The 255-nt window shown below is 66.3% G+C and carries 1 pseudogene; it reads right to left on the bottom strand.

The annotated features are described in order from the left end of the window. A pseudogene (locus tag SB725_RS32475) lies at positions 1-255 on the bottom strand (SAM-dependent methyltransferase); the annotation flags it as partial.

A 255-nucleotide genomic window follows, 5' to 3' on the forward strand; every position in this document is an offset into this window, starting at 1 on the left:
GACGCTGGCCAGCCACGGTTGCTGTTCCCGGGGCAGGCCGGCGGGGCGATAGTAGTGTTCCAGCTCGACGAACCCGGCATCCGTCAGCAACGCCTGCCAGGCCGCCAGGTCGTGGTAGGCACCATAGCGCGGGCCGTTCCAGCCTTCCTGGTTGTCGCCCCGGGGATTGGAGCTGAACAGTACGCCACCGTCCTTGAGGCTGGCATGCAGTTGCTTGAGCACCCGTGGCAGTTCCTGGCGGGGAATGTGGAACAG

Origin of the sequence: Pseudomonas sp. SIMBA_041 (assembly GCF_046535095.1) — a bacterium.
In the GTDB taxonomy this organism is placed as follows: Bacteria; Pseudomonadota; Gammaproteobacteria; order Pseudomonadales; family Pseudomonadaceae; genus Aquipseudomonas; species Aquipseudomonas mucoides.